This is a genomic window from Phenylobacterium sp. (genome assembly GCF_030654915.1).
GTDB lineage: Bacteria > Pseudomonadota > Alphaproteobacteria > Caulobacterales > Caulobacteraceae > Phenylobacterium.
Genome location: NZ_JAURWM010000040.1, coordinates 13,266 through 27,490 on the forward strand (window position 1 = coordinate 13,266; position 14,225 = coordinate 27,490).

The window sequence follows — 14,225 nt, forward strand, 5'->3', positions numbered from 1 at the left end:
GCACCCGCCACAAAGAACGCCAGAAGCTCGGAAAGGCCGCGGACCTGCGTGCGGATGGCGGCCATCGCCCAAGCGATCAGGCCTCGGGTGCGCGGCGCGGCCGATGAGCTAGATGCTGAAACCTGGGCCATTGGATTTCCTCCTTTGGGAAGGGTCGCCCGCGGCGTCGGGAGCGTCCTTGATCGAGATCAAACGCCGGCTGACGAACGTCTTGGTTGACTGAGCGGCGAACTATCCGGGAGGCATGTTCGCCAGAGCCTCCCGCGCCGCCGAGATCACACGTTCGGCCACCTGGTCCGGGGAGCCCTCGGCCTCGACAATCACCCACTCAGGCCCGAGATCGACAGGGTCGACCTGACGTAGGACGACCGCCGCCGTGGCGTCGGAAGCATCGTTTCGTCGGGCTGCTACTCGGGCCAGCCTGGTCGCCTGGGAGGCGCGTAGCCAAACTCCGGTGAATTTTTCGGCAAACACCGCGGAAAACTGATCCCGGGCCAGACTGTCGGCGAACGTAGCGTCGGCGACAACCGACGTGCCGGCGACAAGCGACTCTTGGGCGGCCGTTGCGAGTCTTTGATAGACGGCGCGGCGCCCGGCGCTCGAGTAGTCAGCGGATTGACCGCCAGGAGCGTCCGGTCCGGCGAGCTTGCGGATCACGTCGGTTCGAAGCACCCGCGCCCCGCATGCTCCGGGTAAACCAGGTGCGACAAGCCGGGCGACGGTGGACTTGCCGCATCCCGAAAGTCCGCCGATCGCCAGAAGACGCGGATGAGGGAGATCGAGCAACCGCAGGGCGAGGCGATGATAGAGCGCCGCTTCCTCGCGATCGCCGGCTTCCTCGGCGACCGTCATGCGCACCACCGCCCTAAGCGCCATGAAGCTCGCCAACAAGGCCAAGGCCCACTCCGGTTGCTGGGTTTCGTCCCAGTAGCGGTTCATCGCCAGATTGGCGTAGGGCGCAAGGCCACGCGCCTGGAGGTCCATCAGTAGGAACGCCAGGTCGTAGAGCACGTCTCCGGTGGCCAGGGTCTTGTCGAAGGCCAGGGCGTCGAAGAGCGTCACTTGGCCCTCGAAGACGCAGATGTTCCTCAAGTGAAGGTCGCCGTGCCCACGCCGCGTCCAACCGTCTTGCCGCCTCCGCTCCAGGAGCGGGGCCAGGGCGTGAAGCTGCTCTCCCAGGGTCTTGAACAACGTCTCGGCGTCTTCGACTTCACAGCCCGAACCCAGAGCCACAGCGTGCGATTTGCGCAGGCCGCTCAGGATAGTTTGATAGTCCTGCACGCCGCCGTCTTGCATCAAGGGCGCTGCAACGCGGTGCGCGCGGACCACGGCGTCAACGGCGCCGATGACATGATCGGCCGTGAGATGTTGATCGCGCGCCAGTTCGCTGAAGAGCGCGCCAGGCGCGAAGCGATGCATGATGATGACCCAGTCGACTAACCGCCCGCCGCCGCCGATGTGGACCTTGCCGCCCGGTCCCATGCGCACCGGCTTCACCGTCTCATAGAGCGCGGGAGCCAAGCCGCGGTTCAGCGTGAATTCGGCAAGGCAGGCCGCTCGCCGCGCCGCCAGGGTGGAGAAATCGCCGAAGCCGTGGGCGCGCGCGCGAGCCAGTTTGTAAGCGCGCTCGCGACCGAGAAAGACATGCGACATGTGCGTGACGACATGGTCGAGCGGCGCTTCCCCGGTCGCCAGGCCTTGAGCAAAGGCCGCTACGATCTCCGCTTGAGCGGGCGCATCCCCCGCCAGCCGGGCCAGCGTGTCGGTCGAAACCGCGAGCGCCTCGTTGTCCTGCGCCGTCATGGCCATCGTTCCCTCGAAGACTTCTCAGACACCCAAGCGCGGTCAACGGCGGAGGTACTTGATCAATGTCATGACGGGGCGGCTTGTGGCGTTTCACTCTGCTTGACGAGATCAAGGCCCCGCCTTGCGGCCAAGGCCATGCTCGGCGCTAAAATGGAGATCGCGTCATGACGTTGACAAGCCGCACGGCGCACGCGTCCCACCAGGAACAAGCTCGCGCAATCCTGCTTCAGCTCAGCGGCCAGGCTCGCCGCGCGCGCGAGGCCTTCCTGGTCTCGGCTAGCGTCGAGAATGTCCACGCCTTACGCGGAGCCTTGCGGCGCGCCGCTGATGGCGTCGGCCTTCTGGAAGGCTGCCTTCTCGCGTCGGATGTCGCGTGGCTTCGTCGCGAACTGCGCTGGCAAGCTCGACGCCTGGGGAAGACGCGCGACCTGGACGTTCTCTCGGCACGTCTTGTCGCCAAGCACCCCTATACTGGTGAGTTTCGGCCGGCTGACCTTTTGATCGCCAGCGCGCGGACCCGGCGCGATGCCGTGGTTGAAACGGCGAAGGCCCAACTCCTGTCGGCGAGAGCCGCGACGCTCGCTGACCACCTCGAACATGTGCTTCTGCGGGCGCTTGAGGCGGGTGAGGGGGGCCTGCACTTCGACAATGTGATTTCGAGTTGGTTGAGCCAGGCCGACTCCGCAATACGGGTCGGTGAGAAGCGTGTGATGGCGCTAGGCCGGCGGGGGCGTCACAAGCTGCGCGGTCACATTAGGACACTGCGCTACAACTGCGAGGTCTGCAGCAACGGTTCGCCCGCTGAGACCCGATACATCGCCGCGGTGATCGTTCTCCAAACCGCCCTGGGCGAGATGAACGACGACGCAGTCTGCGCTAGCCTCCGGAAGGAGCTGGCCCACTGTGGAGACTTGGACAAGGTTCCCGGCCTGGAGCCCAGCCTGCATCAGATCCATCGCCGCGAACTGAAGAGGGCTTGGCGCGCCCTTGACGTGCTAGCGCTTCCCGATTTCGCGCAAGCGCAACATTCTAGGCCGCCGGGTAGCTCGCCGGGCTTGGTATCGGCAGCCCAGCCCCCAGCATCAGCGTCCTGAACTCGGCATAGCTGGGATCGAGCAGGACGCCCCTGCAAACTGCTCGCGGCGACAGGGGGCGGTCGGTGGGTTCGGCCTGAGGATATTGATCTGCATCAAGACAATCAGGTTCGCCCGCGTGCAGTCTTCTTGACGACATGGGAGCACACGCTGATGAGCACCGGCCTCGCTGTTTTTGACACGACCGTTCAGGAGACCAACGCCTGGCTGAAACTCATTGAGCAGCACTTGCCGCCCTGCGATCGAGGTGACGCCTACGCGGCGCTGCGGAGCGTGCTGCACGTACTTCGTGATCACCTGCCGCAGGAAGCCGTTCTCAGTCTCTCAGCACAGCTTCCAATGTTGGTGCGGGGCTTTTTCTTGGAAGGCTGGCGGCCTGAAAACAGCGCGTCCCGCATCCGTGACCCCGAAGCATTCATTCAGGCGGTGGGGCAAAAGCTGCCAGATAGGTTCCCCCGCGAGCCGCAGGGCGCGGTCGAGGTGGTTCTCCAAGTGCTCGCCGAACAGGTGGACCGTGACGAGGCCGACAAGATCGCCGGCCATCTGCCAGCGCCGCTTCGAACCTTGTGGCCTGCTCCCAGCGCTAGACGCTGAAGTGCGCCAGGGATGCTCGCGGTTGAGCCGGCGTGGTCGGATAGCCGATCATGAGCGGCTTGCCTGAACTTGGCGCGAGCGACCTGCAAGAGCAAAGCGGCGGGAAGCCTGTCTATGCGCCCGTAGCGCCGCGGCGATGTGGGGGAGCTGCGATCAGTTCGTCCAGGAACAGGCTCGCCAGGGCCGAGCGCGAATTCACGCCGGCCTTCTGGTAGACCCGTGTCAGTTGCGCGCGCACCGTGCCCGCCGCTGCGTTCCGCAGCCGGGCAATCTCGGCTACGTCACAGCCCTTGAGCGCGAAGATCACCACGTCTGTCTCCGCCGGTGTGAGGCCCCATTCCGCGGCGCGCGTTTCGATCACCTCGCTCAGGGCGCCCGCCGCGACCGCCAGCGCCGCGCTCTTGCGCCGGCCCGCGGCGAGTAGGGTGCGAAGCTGCAGCAGGCCAATCGCAACGCCGGCTAAAAGGCCCAGCGCCGCGACCGCCTCGACCACTACGTGAGGGCTCACGCCCCCAGCGGCCACGTCAGCGGCGGCATCGATGACGAAGAAGGCAACGGCCAGCGATTGGAGCGCCACCACGCCCGCCACGGCGCCGGCGCGCGGCTCCAGCCTCGATTGCGGGCGGCGGCTCATTTCTCGCACCGTGGCGCGCGCCCGCCCGGCAGCATCGCGGTTAGAATTCCGCGGCCGCTGCGGCGCATCTCGAACGCCACGCCCAGAAGGTGCAGCCCGGCTAGAATGAATAGCAGGTTCGCCGCCACCTCGTGGACCTCCTCGATCACCTCGTCGCCTTCGCCCTCGCCGTCTTCGCCCGCTTGGCGCACTTCATCGTCTTCGCTAGCGGCAGGCGCTTGAAGCTGTCCATTAGACAGCGCCGCGGTGGGCGGTGTCGAGGCGTTGGGCAGGGTCGTCATCGCGACTCCTGAGCCGATGACGACGGTGAGCGTCGCCCACAGTGCATAGACCATTAGGGCGCCCAGTGGATTGTGTGATCGGTGCGTTGTCTTTTCCCCGCGGCCGATCGCACGCACGTGCGCGGCCGCCCTCCCCAGGCTGGGTCTGAACGCCGAGAACCTCGCCTCCGGCGAGCCGACCAGTCCCCAGATCCAGCGCAGCGCCAGCAGCGCGGCGACGCCATACCCCACCCACTGGTGGGCCCCGGAACCTTCTTCGGTCAATACGCCGTTGGCCAGCACGCCCGCCGCCACGCCCCAGTGGGTCAGCCGAACCAGTGGGTCCCACCGTTGTTGCTGCGCAATCTGCATGGTCGTCTCCGTTTGATTGGATCGACCACCAAATCGCCTCGCCGCCGCATATCGACCATTGCAGCGGCGCTTACGGCGCGCCGTGTAAGCTTCCGCTTATGGGCGCAGTTCCAGCGCGCGATGCCCTACTCGATGCGCGCCAGGGCGCCCGCACGTGTTTCACGATCACTAGGACAAGCCCCGCGGGTGAAGCCGGCGCGCTCAGAGATCCGCCACGACCGCCGCCAGCTTGTCGGCCACAATCGCGGCCTGCTTTTTCAGCATTGGATTGGGGATCGCGCTCATTGAGGCGACCGGATCAATGGCGGCGACTTCGGTGCGGCCGCCGCCAGCGTCCCGCACGACCACGTTGCAGGGAAGCATGGTTCCAACCTTGTCCTCGAGTTGCAGCGCTTCGTAGGCGAGGGAGGGATTACAGGCGCCGAGAATGAGGTAGGGGGAAATTTCGGCGCCTATCTTGGCCTTCAGCGTGGCGGCGACATCGATCTCTGTCAGGACGCCAAAGCCCTGTCGCGCGAGCGCTTCCCTGGTGCGGGCGACCACCTCATCGAAGGATCCAGTCAAGGTTCTGGCGAAATAGTAGGTCACGGCGAACTCCAGTCAGATGTTTGGCTGAGCATTGAACGTCTGACAGCCGACGTCCCTTGGTCTGGGCGCGGGTCGGCGCCAATTTCTCGAACCTTCAATGCCGCAGTGTTCAGACTAGAGCCGGCGAGGCTGGCCGCATTGCGCTGGATCAAGCGGCCTTTCGGCGTTCGGGCTAAGTCCGCCTCAGGCGGCGAGCGTTTAAGTCTGCTAGGCTCCAAGGCTCGCCTCGATCGCCGATCATCTGGAGGGGTTTCAAATTTTCATCGAGTCGATCTTGAGCTTGGTCGTCGCCCTGGGCGTGGGGCTGCTGATCGGCGCCGAGCGTGAGCGTCGCAAACAAGAGAGGCCCTCGCCGTCAGCGGCGGGAATTCGCACCTTCGCCGTCGCGACCTTGGCGGGCGCGATCAGTTTGATGGTTGGCGGTGTGACGCTTCTGGCGATCACCACAGCCTCGGTCGCGGCCCTGGCTGCGCTGAGCTACTGGCGCGCTGAAAGCGAGAGCGATCCTGGGGTCACAACAGAGATCGCGCTGATCTTGGCGGTGCTGGTGGGGGCGCTTGCGGTTCTCCAGCCGATGGTCGCCGCGGCGGTCGGCGTGATCGTCGCGATCCTGTTGGCCGCGCGGACGCCCCTGCATCACTTTGTCAGCAACACCCTCACCGCCGACGAGGTCCGTGATGCACTCATCCTCGCCGGCGCCAGCCTGGTCGTTCTGCCCCTGCTGCCAGATCGCGCCATGGGACCCTACGATGCGTTGAACCCGCGCTCGATATGGCTGATCGTCATTCTTCTGCTGGGGATCAGCGCCGCCGGTCATGTGGCCATCCGAACCTTGGGGGCTCGCTTTGGTCTGCCTGTCGCGGGGCTGGCGGCCGGCTTCGTCTCCAGCAGCGCGGCTATAGGCGCAATGTCGGCGCGTGCGGCCAAGACCCCGGCCATCTTGGCGGGAGCGGTCGCTGGCGCGGTGCTGTCGACAATCGCTACGATCGTGCAGTTGGTCGTGGTGATTGGGGCCATCAGCCTGCCCACCCTCCATACAATGGCGGTTCCCTTGCTCTGCGCCGGCCTGGCGGCTTGCGCCTATGGGGCGGTGTTCACGGTCAAGGCGCTTCGCTTTCCGCCAGACGAGGAACACGCCGATCCAGGCCAGGCGTTCAGCATCTCGAGCGCCCTGGCCTTCGCGCTGCTCTTGTCGGTCATCCTCGTCCTTTCGGCGGCGCTAGGCGCCCGGTTCGGAGGTGCTGGAGCGATGGTGGGGGCGGCCTCGGCTGGCCTGGTCGATGCTCATGCGGCGGCGATCTCGATCGCCTCCCTCTCCGCCGCGGGCCACATCGAGCCGCGCGACGCAGTTCTGCCGATCCTGGCCGGTTTGACGACCAATACGGTGACCAAGATCGTCCTGGCGCTGTCGGGTGGACAGCGTGCGTTTGCCTGGCGGGTGATTCCTGGGCTCGTGCTCGTCGCCGGCGCGGCTTGGCTTGGTGCGTTGCTCCAGGCCGCGACAAGAGGGTAGGGCATCGCCGTCGGGCCTACCCTACCCAGCCAAGGCGATGCAGAGCCTCTTCGATGACGGGCCGCAGGCTCTTGTGAATCCGTTGCAAGGCGAGCGCAGACACGCAGTACGCAAATGCGTCGACCTCAGGGAAGGCCGTGCTGCGCAAATCGAAGGTGTTGCTGCGTGCTGAGCTCAGGTCGAGATCGGCCTCGACCAGCCAGCAGAAGACGTGACCGCGCCCTGGACGCTTCAAGGGCGTGAGTTCCATCAGGTCGCCCTCGACCGAGAGGCCTGTCTCTTCTTGAAACTCACGCCTGGCGGCGGACAATGGCGCCTCGCCAGCTTCGATCCGTCCCTTTGGAAACGACCAAGCCTGCGCCTCCTTGCCACGCCAAAAAGGCCCGCCCGGATGGACAAGCAGGAATTCGGGGCCATCGGCGCCGCGACGGAAGACCAGGAGGCCGGCGCTGTCGGATGACGCGCTCATAGTCGACTTCCCACCGATTGATTGAACGCAAGGTCGGGTCGCGATCCCAGGACCAAGCTTGGTGCCGCCGATCATATCAGGCGGACTTGATGGAAAAGGAGACGATCAATGAGCTATCGCGACATTCTCGTTGTCATGGACCAGGCCGAAAGCGGCGCTATGCGGGCGCGGCTTGGCGCTGACTTGGCGAGCCGTTGGAACGCTCGGCTGAGCGGCCTTTTTCCCACCAGCGATTTTTTGCTGCAGTTCGGCGCCGCCGAGGCGCTGACCGGGCTTTCGCCAGCTGACATCGACAGGATTCTCCGGGATCACGTCAAGGCGGTCGAGGACGCGAGCGAGATCGCACGCACGAACTTCGAGGCGGCGGCAGGGGAGGCTGGCGTCGCGTCGGACTGGATGACCGTCAATGGCGACCATGACGACGCCCTCGTCGCCTGCGCCCGTCGAACTGACCTGACCATCATGCCCAATCGCATGGTGATCCATATGGGGCAGCGGCGTGTGGACGCCGCGAACGTCGGCGTCGCGTGCGGTGGGCCGGTGTTGATCACGCCTCACGACGACTATGCGCCGCCGATCGGTAAGCGCGTGCTGATCGCTTGGAATGGTTCGCGGGAAGCCTCGCGCGCGCTTCGTGACGGCTGGCCGTTCATCGAGACCGCCGAGGAGGTCCATGTGCTCATTGTGTCGCCTCACGGAGAGGGCGGTCCGGACGGCGTGTTGCAGCGCCTTTTGGAGCGTCACGGGATCGAGGCCAATCTCATCGTCGATCCGAGCGAGGATGAGTCCGCCGCCGACGTCATCGAGCGGCAGATGGCCGAATTCGACGTCGATCTGCTGATCATGGGCCTCTATGGGCGTTCGCGGCTGCGGGAACTGGTGCTGGGTGGTGTCAGCCGGCAACTGCTCAAGGACATGCCTGCGCCGATCCTCATGTCTCATTGAGCATGGCGCGGCGGCCCAGTCGGCCGTCTTGAGATAGGTCAAGGCGGAGGCGTGCGCGGGGCCTAGGCTGCAACATCGCTCGTGGCCAGGATGGCAGGGCGCCAACGAGAGGATTTTCGCCGTGGTGTTCACCGACATGCTGGCCTGCCTGGACAGCTATCCAGACGCTTCATCACTGACCGCGGTTGATCAGTGCGCCCGCCTGGCCGTGGCGCTTGGCGAGGGGGTTTGCGCCGTGGCGACGCACGTCCGCATTCCACTAAAAAGCAATCTGATCGCCAATCTGTTGCTGGATTTGAGCGACGTCGCGCGAAAGGAAGAGGAGCGGAGCCTGCACAATGCTCAGAACGTGCTGGAGCGTTTCGTCAAGTCGGCGTCCGTCGCGGGCCTGGCGGCCCCTGCGACGATGATCATTCGCGCTGATCTGCAGGATACGAGCGAACAGATCGTCCGCATCGCCCGGACCCGGAGCCTATGCCTGATCCCACAGGAGCGTTTCGATGACGGGCAGGCCAGTCTGGCCGAGGCGCTGATCTTCGGCTCTGGTCGTCCTGTCGTCGTCTTCGCGGCCGGCGATCAGGCTGTCGTCAAGGGCGGTCTGGACACGGTTGTGGTCGCGTGGGACGGCGGCAGGGCGGCGGCGCGAACGGTGGCCGACGCCATGCCGATCCTGAGCCGCGCGGGGTCGGTGCGCATCGTCTCGGTGCTGAACGACAAGCCCTCGGTCTCAGCTGGATCAGCAGCCGACCTTGTGCGTCATCTCGCCTTGTCTGGAATATCGGCTGTACTCGACGAGATCGACGGCCAAGGCCAGCAGATCGGCGAATGCCTGACACGCCGCGCCCAGGATTGTGGCGCCGACCTGCTGGTCATGGGAGCGTTTGGGCATTCCAGGGCGCGCGAGTTCATCCTGGGCGGGGCCACCCAGAGCCTGCTGCGCGCGCCGATCGTGCCAGTCTTCATGTCGCACTAACGCGAACCATCGCCGGCGGAGGTCGATCCCGATGACCTGGGGAATCTAACGCAGGAGCACACGGATCGTTTGATCGCGATCAAAGGGGGGCGCGCGGATCGAGCACACTGTCGATGGATCGAAGGAGAGGCTCATGAGCTTTCGCGACATCATTTTGCAGGTCGATGAGACTGATGCGTCGCCTGGACGCTGCGCCTTGGCCGTCGATCTCGCGATGCACTGGGGCGCCACCCTGACCGGCGTCTTCCTACGTTCGAGCTTCACCTACGATCTGTTCGCGGCCGAGGGGCTGGCCTATCTGCCTCGGCATGAAATCGAGGCGGCCCTGACCGAAAGCGCCGCGGCCGTGAAGTTGGCGGCCGATGTCGCCGAGCAGACGCTGCGGAGCGCCGCTGAGAGGGCTGGCGCCTCATTCGAATGGCGGGTTATCGACGGCGACAGCGATGCAGCCCTGATCGCGGCGGCGCGGCGCGCTGATCTCTCCATCCTTCCCCCGCGCATCGAGACCAGCCGGGGAGGGCGCGGCATTTCGGCGACGACGCTCGGCTTGGCCAGCGGCGGGCCGACGCTGATCGTGCCTGAGGAAGGCGAATGGCGCGGCATGCCCAAGCGGGTGCTGATCGCCTGGAAAAACACGCGCGAATCGGCCCGCGCCCTTCATGACGCTTGGCCATTCTTGGATGCGGCGGACGAGGTGACGGTGGTCATCGTCTCGCCCTCGGGCATGGGTGGCACGGACGGTTTCCTGGAACGCCATATGGAGCGTCACGGCCGAAAGACCCAGGTCATCGTCGATCACAGCGATGATGTGTCGGTTGGAAAGGTGTTGCGTCGGCAGATCAAGGTGCTGAACGCCGACCTCCTCGTCATGGGCCTCTACGGACGATCCAGGCTGCGCGAGATGATTTTAGGCGGAGTGAGCCGCGAGATGCTGGGCGACCCGCCTATTCCGCTGTTGGCGTCCCACTAGCGCCTTTGCCTACGCCTGGTCGATTAAAGACCGGACCGTCGCAAAGAGGGCGTTGGAGAGCAGAGGCTTCTCCACGACCGGAACCGCCAGGGCCGCAGCTTGCGCCTGTAAGGCTAATGGTAGGTTGGTGGTGATCAGTACGGCCGGCGTCGTGATATCCCGCCGGCGCAGCCGGGCGATCAGTTCCAGGCCGGTCTCATCTGGCAGGCCCTGATCGACGATCAAGCAGGCCGCGCCGGAGTCTCTCGCCGCGTGGGCGAGGGCGGCGGCGGTGCTGAAGATTTGGACGTCGTAGCCTTCGATCTCGAGCGCGAACCGCAGCGCGTTGAGAACGTCGCCGTCATCCTCAACAATGAGGACGGGGCCAGTGATCGGCCTTGCGGGCATGAGCATCCTCAATCGTCGGGAGGATGGCTATCTTTCACCAGAAGCCGGACTGGCGCCTTGATCTGCCGCAAATGTCAGAGACCGGCCGCCAAGGCGATCCGCATCAGTTCGGAGAAGTTTCGCGCGCCGGTCTTCGACATCAGATTAGCGCGATAAATCTCCACGGTGCGCGGACTGATCTCCAGTTCATAGGCGATGACCTTGTTCACCTTGCCCGCCACCACGCCGGCCAGGACGTCTCGTTCGCGGGGCGATAGGCCCTCCAAGCGTCGTTCAGCGTCCAGATGGGCGTCTCGTTGCTGACCGCCGCTTTGCAAGGCTTCGCGGATAGCGGCGATCAGGATCTCGTTGGGAAATGGCTTCTCGATGAAGTCTATGACGCCCGCCTTCATCGCCTCGACGGCCAGAGCGATGTCGCCATGCCCAGTCATGACGATCACTGGAGAGGACACGCCGTCAGCCTTGAGCTTGCGAACCAGGTCGAGGCCGGTCATGTCCGGCATCCGCACATCGGTGACGATGCAGTCCACGGCGTGATCGCCGATCGCCGCCAGGAACGCGCCGGCAGACTCGTGGAGGCACGGCTCGAACCCTTGAACGTCAAGCAGGAAGGCGAGGGAGTCCCTCATGGCTGCATCGTCGTCGATGACATGGATGATCGGCTTAGCAATCACTGGTCACCTCCAGATCGGCGAGGGGCAGGGTAAAATGAAACGTGGCTCCGCCCTCGCGATTGCGTTCGCCCCAGATCCGCCCACCGTGCGCTTCTATGATGGTTCGACATATTGATAGTCCAACGCCCATGCCCTTGAGCTTGGTGCTGACGAACGGCTGAAACAGCCGGTCCAAAATTTCTGGGTCGACCCCTGGTCCCGTGTCGGCGACCGACACCAAGACAAACCCCTTCTCGCTCTCATCGACGGCGACGGAGATGGCCAGTTCACGACGTGGCTGTTCTTCCATGGCGTCAATCGCATTGCGGATCAGGTTGAGCGCCACTTGCTGCACCTGAATCTTGTCCACGATGACGGAACCTACGTCACGAGCAAAGCGAAGCTCCACTCGCACCCCCTGTTCCCTGGCGCCGACCAGAGCGAGCGCACTGGCCTCCTCCATCAGCCGAGCGGGGCTCTCCAACGCATGTTGGGTCTCGCCCTTGGCGACGAACTCGCGCAACCGCTTGATGATGTCGCCGGCGCGCAAGGCTTGTTCGTATGCGCGTTCGAGCGCGTCCTTCAATCGCGGCTTATCCATTTCAGCTGAATCCAGCAGCGTGACCGAACCCTTCATGTAGTTGGCGATAGCCGACAGGGGCTGGTTGAGCTCGTGGGCCAGCGAGGAAGCCATTTCTCCCATGGCGGTCAGCCGCGAGACGTGAACGAGTTCCGATTGCAGTTCTTGCATGCGGCGCTCTTGCGCGCGGCGCTCGGTCAGATCGCGGACAAAGCCGGTAAAGAAGCGGTCCTGGGCGACCCGCGCCTCGCCTACCGTCAATTCCATTGGGAACGTCGAGCCGTCTTTGCGTTCGCCCACCACGATGCGTCCGATGCCGATGATCCGACGCTCTCCGGTCGTCTCATAGCGATGAAGATACCCGTCGTGCTCTTCTCGAAACGGGGGCGGCATAAGCATGTTCACATTTCGCCCAACCGCTTCCGACGGCTTCCAACCGAACAGCCGCACGGCCGCCGCGCTGAAGGAGCGAATAACGCCGCTGTCGTTGATGACGACCATGGCCTCGGGGACCGTGTCGAGGATGGACTGCAGATGGACTTCGCGGGTTCGCGCGTCCTGCCCCTGACGGCGCAGGCGATCGCCGACGACGCCGATAAGCGGTCCAAGCATCATGAAGATGGCCAGGTCGATGGCGTTGTCAGGGCGCCATATGTCCTGACCCAGGAACGCGGCGCTGATCCCAAGACAAAGCACGGTGGCCAGCGTCGCCGGTCCGGCGCCGCCGACCAGCGCCGCCGCCAGAACCGCCGGCACATAGATGATCACCAGCGGATGCTGGTCGACGTAAGGGTCTAGGAGCAGCCTGACAACCAAGCCGACCATCGCCCCGCCCACGGCTGCCAGATACCCAAGCTTGACTGACCCGTCGCCGGTCTGTGGACGCCATTGCGAAGCCTGACGCCCAACTGGCAAAAGCAAAGCCTCTCTGTCGTTGTCGTCGACGTGGGGCCAACGCCGCGCGCCGATAGTGACGCAGGTGGAATATAAAGAGAACTCCCGAATATCGTCGGGGAACGGCCAGAGGTCATCCTGGCGATTTCTTGGCGCCTTCTCGGGCGCAGCGGTCCTGAAGATAGGAGGCGCGACGGGAGTTGGTTGACCGCCCCAACGCTGGAGCGGTTCTGTTCTCGGTGGCTTCTGGACGGCGACAGCCCGTCAGTGGCTGAACAGCACGAAATAGCGTTCTTGCTCCAGGAGATTGCGCGTTACTCCGCCGAACGCCCACTCCCCGAGCCGGGTGTGGCCATAGCCCCCAGCCACGATGAGCTCGGCCCCCAGCTGGCCCGCGCGCGTCATGATCGCCTGGCTGGCGCGGCCGGACTGCTCCAGGACTTCGCTGCGGGCTCGCACGCCATGACGGGCGAGGGCCTCGGCCACGTCCTCGACCCTGGCGGCGGCGGGACTGATGTCGGCATCCGGCGAGGCCTCCACGATGAGAACATCTCCCGAGCGCTGCATCAGTGGGAGGGCGTCCGCGATCGCGCGTCGCGATTCTCGACTGTCCTTCCACGCCACCAGGATCGGACCCTTGCCGAGGTAGTCACGGCCGGGGGGGCACATGAGCACCGGACGACCCGCGCTGACGACGAGTTGGCCCACATCGACATCGCTATAGGTGTTGGGGTGACCGGGGCCGCCATGCCGCACGATGATCAAGTCCGCGCCGCGCGCCGCCTGGGCCAAGGCGGGCGTTGGCTCCAGCCACTGCGTGCGCCATTCGCGGGCGCGGGCGCCGATCGCCTCCTCGAAGACTTTTCTGGAGCCCTCAAGGTTCAATCGGATCTGATCGCTCATCAAGGCCAGCCATTCTCCGTCGAGACCGGCATAGGAGCCCCCCGCGCTGACCGCGAAGGGTGGAATCGCCGCGGCGCCGAGGCCAATGACCATGGCCTCTAGTTCGTCGGAGAGGTTCGCGGCGCAGCGAAGGTGCTCGGCGTAGTCCGCATTGGGCTGCGCGTGGCAGAGTAAGGTTTTGTAGGTCATGACATGACCTCCATGTGATGAACTTTGTTCTTAGGCCGTGACCAGACGGGCCAGCCTCACGGGATGGGTCACGCGGAACGACCGACAACCGGCGAATTCGATGATGCCGCTGGACTGGAGCTGACTAAGCATCCGCGAGACCGTTTCAATGGTCAGGCCTAGATAATCGGCCATGTCTTGGCGGCTCATTGTCAGCGTGGTCAGCTCGCTCCTGACCCGCTCGGCCGTAATCATCAGGAAGCACGCCACCTTTTCGCAGGCGCTCTTACGCCCGAGCATGAAGAGGTGCTCCTGGGTGCGTCCTAGCTCATGTGTGGTCGCCGCCCAGATGAGCCCCTCAAGCCGCTCACGCTCCTCACCGCAATGACGTACCGCCGAGCGCTTGACCACCAGGATCGTGC

General features: G+C 64.8%; 16 protein-coding genes. 6 read left to right on the forward strand and 10 right to left on the reverse strand.

Features of this window, described 5'->3' with window-relative positions:
• Positions 1 to 231: 231 nt before the first annotated feature.
• A complete protein-coding gene (locus Q7T84_RS01700) occupies positions 232 to 1,809 on the reverse strand; it encodes an AAA family ATPase (RefSeq protein ID WP_304805865.1) in 1,578 nt (525 codons plus the stop codon).
• A 161-nt stretch (positions 1,810 to 1,970) separates the two neighbouring features.
• Between Q7T84_RS01700 and Q7T84_RS21095 the strand changes: the two genes are divergently transcribed.
• Both Q7T84_RS21095 and Q7T84_RS01710 read left to right on the forward strand, forming a co-directional pair.
• Complete coding sequence (locus Q7T84_RS21095) at positions 1,971 to 2,900, forward strand: CHAD domain-containing protein (RefSeq protein WP_370653603.1); 930 nt, start codon at positions 1,971 to 1,973, stop codon at positions 2,898 to 2,900.
• A gap of 153 nt (positions 2,901 to 3,053) precedes the next feature.
• Entirely contained in the window at positions 3,054 to 3,494 is a 441-nt protein-coding gene (locus Q7T84_RS01710; RefSeq protein WP_304805867.1) for a DUF2267 domain-containing protein, read from the forward strand.
• 112 nt (positions 3,495 to 3,606) lie between these two features.
• Here the strand turns inward: Q7T84_RS01710 and Q7T84_RS01715 are convergent, their stop codons facing one another.
• The 3 genes from Q7T84_RS01715 to Q7T84_RS01725 form a co-directional block, all read right to left on the reverse strand.
• The gene (locus Q7T84_RS01715; RefSeq protein ID WP_304805868.1) at positions 3,607 to 4,128 is read right to left on the reverse strand and encodes a LuxR C-terminal-related transcriptional regulator; all 522 of its coding nucleotides are present in this window, start codon (positions 4,126 to 4,128) and stop codon (positions 3,607 to 3,609) included.
• Entirely contained in the window at positions 4,125 to 4,760 is a 636-nt protein-coding gene (locus tag Q7T84_RS01720; RefSeq protein ID WP_304805870.1) for a cytochrome b/b6 domain-containing protein, read from the reverse strand. Before Q7T84_RS01720 ends, Q7T84_RS01715 begins: the two co-directional genes overlap by 4 nt.
• A 201-nt stretch (positions 4,761 to 4,961) precedes the next feature.
• Positions 4,962 to 5,303: a DUF302 domain-containing protein gene (locus tag Q7T84_RS01725; protein ID WP_304805871.1), complete on the reverse strand. Its 342-nt coding sequence runs from the start codon at positions 5,301 to 5,303 to the stop codon at positions 4,962 to 4,964.
• A gap of 319 nt (positions 5,304 to 5,622) precedes the next feature.
• Here Q7T84_RS01725 and Q7T84_RS01730 point away from each other — a divergent pair, with 319 nt between their 5' ends.
• Complete coding sequence (locus Q7T84_RS01730) at positions 5,623 to 6,861, forward strand: DUF4010 domain-containing protein (RefSeq protein WP_304805872.1); 1,239 nt, start codon at positions 5,623 to 5,625, stop codon at positions 6,859 to 6,861.
• A 16-nt stretch (positions 6,862 to 6,877) separates the two neighbouring features.
• On the opposite strand, the gene Q7T84_RS01735 is transcribed toward Q7T84_RS01730, so the two are convergent.
• Positions 6,878 to 7,405, reverse strand: coding sequence for an NUDIX domain-containing protein (locus Q7T84_RS01735; protein WP_304805873.1), 528 nt, complete (start codon positions 7,403 to 7,405; stop codon positions 6,878 to 6,880).
• 33 nt (positions 7,406 to 7,438) lie between these two features.
• On the opposite strand from Q7T84_RS01735, the gene Q7T84_RS01740 reads away from it, so the two are divergent.
• The 3 genes from Q7T84_RS01740 to Q7T84_RS01750 all read left to right on the forward strand — a co-directional run bounded on the left by Q7T84_RS01740 (position 7,439) and on the right by Q7T84_RS01750 (position 10,218).
• Complete coding sequence (locus Q7T84_RS01740) at positions 7,439 to 8,275, forward strand: universal stress protein (RefSeq protein ID WP_304805874.1); 837 nt, start codon at positions 7,439 to 7,441, stop codon at positions 8,273 to 8,275.
• A 121-nt stretch (positions 8,276 to 8,396) separates the two neighbouring features.
• Positions 8,397 to 9,248 carry a universal stress protein gene (locus tag Q7T84_RS01745; RefSeq protein ID WP_304805875.1) on the forward strand — a complete coding sequence of 284 codons (852 nt, stop codon included), beginning with the start codon at positions 8,397 to 8,399 and terminating at the stop codon, positions 9,246 to 9,248.
• 133 nt (positions 9,249 to 9,381) lie between these two features.
• Positions 9,382 to 10,218, forward strand: coding sequence for a universal stress protein (locus Q7T84_RS01750; protein ID WP_304805877.1), 837 nt, complete (start codon positions 9,382 to 9,384; stop codon positions 10,216 to 10,218).
• A 9-nt stretch (positions 10,219 to 10,227) separates the two neighbouring features.
• Here Q7T84_RS01750 and Q7T84_RS01755 read toward each other — a convergent pair whose 3' ends face one another.
• From Q7T84_RS01755 to Q7T84_RS01775, 5 genes are all read right to left on the reverse strand, one after another.
• Positions 10,228 to 10,605, reverse strand: a complete 378-nt coding sequence (locus Q7T84_RS01755) for a response regulator (RefSeq protein ID WP_304805878.1) — start codon at positions 10,603 to 10,605, stop codon at positions 10,228 to 10,230.
• Positions 10,606 to 10,679: 74 nt separating this feature from the next.
• A complete protein-coding gene (gene fixJ / locus Q7T84_RS01760; protein WP_304805880.1) occupies positions 10,680 to 11,279 on the reverse strand; it encodes a response regulator FixJ in 600 nt (199 codons plus the stop codon).
• The gene (locus Q7T84_RS01765; protein ID WP_304805884.1) at positions 11,269 to 12,675 is read right to left on the reverse strand and encodes a PAS domain S-box protein; all 1,407 of its coding nucleotides are present in this window, start codon (positions 12,673 to 12,675) and stop codon (positions 11,269 to 11,271) included. Before Q7T84_RS01765 ends, fixJ begins: the two co-directional genes overlap by 11 nt.
• A gap of 321 nt (positions 12,676 to 12,996) precedes the next feature.
• Positions 12,997 to 13,824, reverse strand: a complete 828-nt coding sequence (locus Q7T84_RS01770) for a universal stress protein (RefSeq protein ID WP_304805882.1) — start codon at positions 13,822 to 13,824, stop codon at positions 12,997 to 12,999.
• A gap of 30 nt (positions 13,825 to 13,854) precedes the next feature.
• Positions 13,855 to 14,225: helix-turn-helix domain-containing protein (locus Q7T84_RS01775; protein ID WP_304805883.1), on the reverse strand; the 371-nt coding region annotated here is incomplete at its 5' end.

Excerpts from the sequence above, each read along its gene's own strand:
- Q7T84_RS01700 (WP_304805865.1), bottom strand. The coding sequence starts at position 1,809 with ATGGCCATGACGGCGCAGGACAACGAGGCGCTCGCGGTTTCGACCGAC.
- Q7T84_RS21095 (WP_370653603.1), top strand. The coding sequence starts at position 1,971 with ATGACGTTGACAAGCCGCACGGCGCACGCGTCCCACCAGGAACAAGCT.
- Q7T84_RS01710 (WP_304805867.1), top strand. The coding sequence starts at position 3,054 with ATGAGCACCGGCCTCGCTGTTTTTGACACGACCGTTCAGGAGACCAAC.
- Q7T84_RS01715 (WP_304805868.1), bottom strand. The coding sequence starts at position 4,128 with ATGAGCCGCCGCCCGCAATCGAGGCTGGAGCCGCGCGCCGGCGCCGTG.
- Q7T84_RS01720 (WP_304805870.1), bottom strand. The coding sequence starts at position 4,760 with ATGCAGATTGCGCAGCAACAACGGTGGGACCCACTGGTTCGGCTGACC.
- Q7T84_RS01735 (WP_304805873.1), bottom strand. The coding sequence starts at position 7,405 with ATGATCGGCGGCACCAAGCTTGGTCCTGGGATCGCGACCCGACCTTGC.
- Q7T84_RS01740 (WP_304805874.1), top strand. The coding sequence starts at position 7,439 with ATGAGCTATCGCGACATTCTCGTTGTCATGGACCAGGCCGAAAGCGGC.
- Q7T84_RS01750 (WP_304805877.1), top strand. The coding sequence starts at position 9,382 with ATGAGCTTTCGCGACATCATTTTGCAGGTCGATGAGACTGATGCGTCG.
- Q7T84_RS01755 (WP_304805878.1), bottom strand. The coding sequence starts at position 10,605 with ATGCCCGCAAGGCCGATCACTGGCCCCGTCCTCATTGTTGAGGATGAC.
- Q7T84_RS01770 (WP_304805882.1), bottom strand. The coding sequence starts at position 13,824 with ATGACCTACAAAACCTTACTCTGCCACGCGCAGCCCAATGCGGACTAC.